The sequence below is a fragment of the Bacteroides sp. 1001302B_160321_D4 genome (assembly GCF_015667765.1).
GTDB lineage: Bacteria > Bacteroidota > Bacteroidia > Bacteroidales > Bacteroidaceae > Bacteroides > Bacteroides xylanisolvens.
The window spans coordinates 1-4,646 of sequence record NZ_JADPLO010000124.1 but is presented as its reverse complement, the minus strand read 5'-3'; the positions used below and the strand labels follow the sequence as shown (position 1 = coordinate 4,646).

Here is a 4,646-nt window from a genome sequence, read left to right as displayed (position 1 = left end):
TCTAGTCCAATTCCTTCTCCCGCTCACACAGAAATCATTCTTCAATCCCCCATGCTTTAATTATTGAATCTGCTTGAGCTTTAGATACACTTTGTCCTCCATGCGAATCATAAAATCGACAAACCCATCCTAGAGTATCTGCATTAAAAGCAATTCCACCTAATGGACCGGAGCGAGCCGAACGATAAAAATACACAACATACAAATAAACTAAATTTAATCCATCTACTGTTTCAAATTCTTCTCCATTACAATATGAATCTATTTCACAATAAAGACTATCATCATTATAATTCACTTGTTTGCCAGTATGATATGGATAGGGCTGCTTTTCTTTAGGTCCCCAAGCTGTAGCACCATCCCATGTATAGGGTATCCAACTAGAATCCAATAATACTATTCCCAAACTATCTCTTACTGGATTATGTTCAACACCATAACAGGCAGGATAGATTGTCTTGGGTGCACGATGTAAACAGCCAGAAAATAATGATAATAACAAGAAAAGATAAATCAGATTTTTCATATTCAATCAATTAAAATAGTTTCAGACCACTGCCATTTCTCACTTATAGTACCTCCCAATCCAATACCTTCATCCCGCTCATACAGAAATCATTTTTCAATTCCCCACACCTTAATGATTGAGTCCGCTTGTTGCTTTGAAATGAATTCAGTTTGCACACTTTCATGTCCGTCATCACGTGTATAACGAAAATCCCACCCCAAAATATCATTTTCTTTTCGATGAAAGATATTCTTTTCATCATATCTACTAGAGCGATAATAAAACATAATAGCAAGCCGTTCAGATGTTAATATCCCAGTATTTACATTTTCATACACATCCATCTCCATCGAAAGAATATTATCAAAATAGCAAACTTGCTTCATTATATACTGTACTTTAGTCTTATCAATACTAGGATTTATCCATCTTGTATAATATGGTTCCGTATGTCCTATTCTCCATCCTGAATCCAACAAATTAATTCCTAATGTTTCACGTGTAAAATTAAAGTCAACTCCATAACATACCGGTGATTCTCTAAACAGACATCCCTGCAATAAAAGGGATTGAACAAAAAGCAAACAAATACAAGTCTTTCTCATTACACCTTAATATTACAACAATGAATTAGTTAATTGAAACCACTTCAGACCATTGCCATTCTTCACTTATAGTACCTCCCAATCCAATACCTTCACCTCGATTACTATCAGGAATTATAGCATCATGAATTCCATCACCATTGTGGTCTACGCGTAAACGCGTAGCAGACTCCCAGCCTGTTGTATTTGAAACCGTATACTGCAAGCTATAAGTTCCATTATGATTATTTATAATTTCAACAACTGTATTATAAGAACCTAGAAAAGAAGTTGCCGTATTCATATTTGTCACTCCATCAATAAATTCATTAACATCATATGTCCAAGAATGATGTACATCTGAAAAATCTCCTCCATTTATTTGTTCCATAACTTTATCACGTGCTTGTTGGACTCCTTCCTGAGTCTGAAGGTCTTTTGTTGTTAAAGCATCATCTGTAAATATGAATTTCCCACTTTGAGGATTTATATTTGATGTCTCCAACTCAAACATCCAAATATTAAACAAATCCTCCCAATCCATCTTATCTGGATCATCTTCTACTATTGGCTTTACATAATCTCCCAATTCGCCCATATACGATCTCAAAGTATCCATAGAACCGGGATGTTGCTGCATGAAAGAGCTCATTTTTTCATAAAGCTCATGTGCTGTTTCTGCCGATCCTGCAATAAGATTTGAAAGAGACTTCTTCAGATAGCTCTTTAAATCATCTAAAAAAGAAGTGGTACTGTCCACATAATCTCCACCTCCTACGCCACCTCCATAAAAATGATAACCATAAAATCCCGGATAGCTGTAATGATTGGAATAACCATTATGCCCCCAATAACCATTATGTCCATGGTAGTAACTATTATGATTAGGATTATAACCACCTGCATTGCCTCCATTACCAGGCCAACCACCACCGGGCCAAAAGGAACCACCTCCACCACCTCCGGAAGGACGATAACCGCCCGCATATTTATAATGATTCGGATATATATAAACTTGAGGTGTTACCCAACCCATACCATAAACAAAGCCACCATTCCAATGACCGGAGTACATCATAGAGTCAAACTCATCCTGTGTATAAGGATCAGTTGAAGATCCTGAACCGCCGCCAATAAATGTCTTTTGAGATGCTTTATCTATTACAGAACTAGCATCCTCCAACTCAAACAAACTAAATCGACCTACTTTTTTCATTATATTTCTATTTTAACTGATCAATCTTAATCCATAATAAAAAACATATCGTTTGCAACCCAAGTTCACAAAAGTTAGTTTCTATTATAATATGCATATACTTACTTTCATCCATGATCAAGGATCATTCTTCAATCCCCCATGCTTTAATGATAGAGTCTGCTTGAGCTTTAGATACACTTTGTCCTCCATGCGAATCATAAAATCGACAAACCCATCCTATAGTATCTGCATTGAAAGCAATTCCACCTAATGGACCGGAGCGAGCCGAACGATAAAAATACACAACCTGTAAACGTACTTTATTATATCCATCTACTGTTTCAAATTCTTCTCCATTACAATATGAATCTCTTTCACAATAAAGAGTATCATTATTATAATTCACTTGTTTAACAGTGTGAGATGGATAGGATTGCTTTTCTTTAGGTCCCCAAGCTGTAGCACCATCCCACGTATCCGGTACCCAACTAGAATCCAGTAATACTAGTCCCAAACTATCTCTTACTAGATTATGCTCAACGCCATAACAGGCAGGATAGATAGTCTTGGGTGCACGACGTAAACAACTAGAAAATAATGATAATAACAATAAAAAATAAATTATACGTTTCATATTCAATTAATTGTAATAGTTTCAGACCACTGCCATTTCTCACTTATAGTACCTCCCAATCCAAGACCTTCACCTCGATCACACAGGAATCATTCTTCAATCCCCCATGCTTTAATTATCGAGTCTGCTTGAGCCTTACTTATATTAGTACTACCAGGAGAATTATTGAATAGGCAATACCATCCTACAGTATCTGTATTAAAGGCCATTCCTCCTAACGGACCAGAACAAGCTGGACGATAAAAATATGCAATCTCTAAATAAACTCTATTGTATCCATCCACTGTTTCGTATTTTTCACCATTGCTATACGAATCTATTTCACAATAAAGAGTACCATTATTATAATTTACTTGTTTGGCAGTATGATATGGATAGGGCTGCTTTTCTTTAGGTCCCCAAGCTGTAGCACCATCCCATGTATCAAATGCCACCCAGCTAGAATCCAATAATACTATTCCCAAACTGTCTCTTACTGAATTATGTTCAATACCATAACATGCAGGATAGATTATCTTGGGTGCACGATGCAAACAACTAGATAATAATAGTAAGAATAAAATGAGACAAACTAAAATCTTCATTTTTAATTAATTGTAATAGTTTCAGACCATGTCCACTTTTCACTTATAGTGCCTCCTAAACCAATTCCTTCACCTCGGTTAGAATTAGGAATAATTCCATCATGATATGAATGTTCATGAGATACTCGTAATCGCGTAGCAGACTCCCATCCAGTATCATTCAAAACCTCATAATCCAACCGATAAGTTCCATCATGATTATCAGTAATCCCTACTTTTGTATTATAAGAACCTAAAAAAGAAGTAGCTGTATTCATAGTAACTACACCATCAATAAACTCATCAACATCATACTTCCAGCTTTTTTCTATAAATGACAAATTTCCATTCTGAATTTGTTCCATAGCTTCATTTCGTGCTTCTAAAACTCCTTCTTGAGTTTGAAGATCCTTAGTTGTTTGGGCATCCTCTGTGAAAGTTATCAAAATTTTACCTTCTTCATTTGCCCGTAAATTCGACGCCTCCAATTCAAACATCCAAATATTAAATAAATCCTCCCAATCCATTTTATCAGGATCATCTTCTACTATTGGCTTTACATAATCTCCCAATTCACTCATATACGATCTCACAGTGTCTATAGAACCAGGATGTTGCTGCATGAAAGAGCTCATTTTTTCATAAAGCTCATGTGCTGTTTCTGCTGACCCTGCAATAAGACTTGAAAGAGACTTCTTCAGATAACTTTTTAAGTCATCTAAAAAAGAGGTAGTACTATCTACTACATCACCTCCACCTCCTCCGCCACCTGAAAAATGATAGCCATAGGAACCCTGATAACTATAATGATTGGAATAGCCATTATGCCCCCAATTATTATTATGATTCGAATTATAATTAGTATGATTATAATAGCTATTATGACCTGGATACCCATCTGTATTACCACCACCATTGTGCCAGCCACCACCAGGCCAAAATGGATTACTACCACCACCATTGTGACCAGATGGATAATAACCACCTGAATAATTATAACTATTCGGATATATATTAACTTCCGGTGTTACCCATCCCATGCCATATACCCAACCACCATGCCATTGGCCGCTATTAATTAAATAACCAAACTCTTGTGGTGTATAAGAACGACCACCTATTAAGGTCTTTTGATATTCTTTATCTATAACTGAAGTAT

At 36.1% G+C, this 4,646-nt stretch carries 5 protein-coding genes and 1 pseudogene; all 6 read right to left on the bottom strand.

Annotation, left to right across the window (positions count from 1 at the left end; all coding sequences use genetic code 11):
- Positions 1-34: 34 nt before the first annotated feature.
- A complete protein-coding gene (locus KFO40_RS25135) occupies positions 35-526 on the bottom strand; it encodes a hypothetical protein (RefSeq protein WP_211146921.1) in 492 nt (163 codons plus the stop codon).
- Positions 527-615: 89 nt separating this feature from the next.
- Positions 616-1,113, bottom strand: coding sequence for a hypothetical protein (locus KFO40_RS25130; RefSeq protein WP_157453723.1), 498 nt, complete (start codon positions 1,111-1,113; stop codon positions 616-618).
- A 25-nt stretch (positions 1,114-1,138) separates the two neighbouring features.
- Positions 1,139-2,308: a hypothetical protein gene (locus tag KFO40_RS25125; RefSeq protein WP_211146920.1), complete on the bottom strand. Its 1,170-nt coding sequence runs from the start codon at positions 2,306-2,308 to the stop codon at positions 1,139-1,141.
- A 124-nt stretch (positions 2,309-2,432) separates the two neighbouring features.
- Complete coding sequence (locus tag KFO40_RS25120) at positions 2,433-2,924, bottom strand: hypothetical protein (RefSeq protein ID WP_211146919.1); 492 nt, start codon at positions 2,922-2,924, stop codon at positions 2,433-2,435.
- A gap of 89 nt (positions 2,925-3,013) precedes the next feature.
- Positions 3,014-3,508 (bottom strand): hypothetical protein, encoded by a 495-nt coding sequence (locus tag KFO40_RS25115; RefSeq protein WP_211146918.1) that lies wholly within the window; start codon positions 3,506-3,508, stop codon positions 3,014-3,016.
- Between the two features lie 2 nt (positions 3,509-3,510).
- Positions 3,511-4,646, bottom strand: a pseudogene (locus tag KFO40_RS25110) (hypothetical protein); the annotation flags it as partial.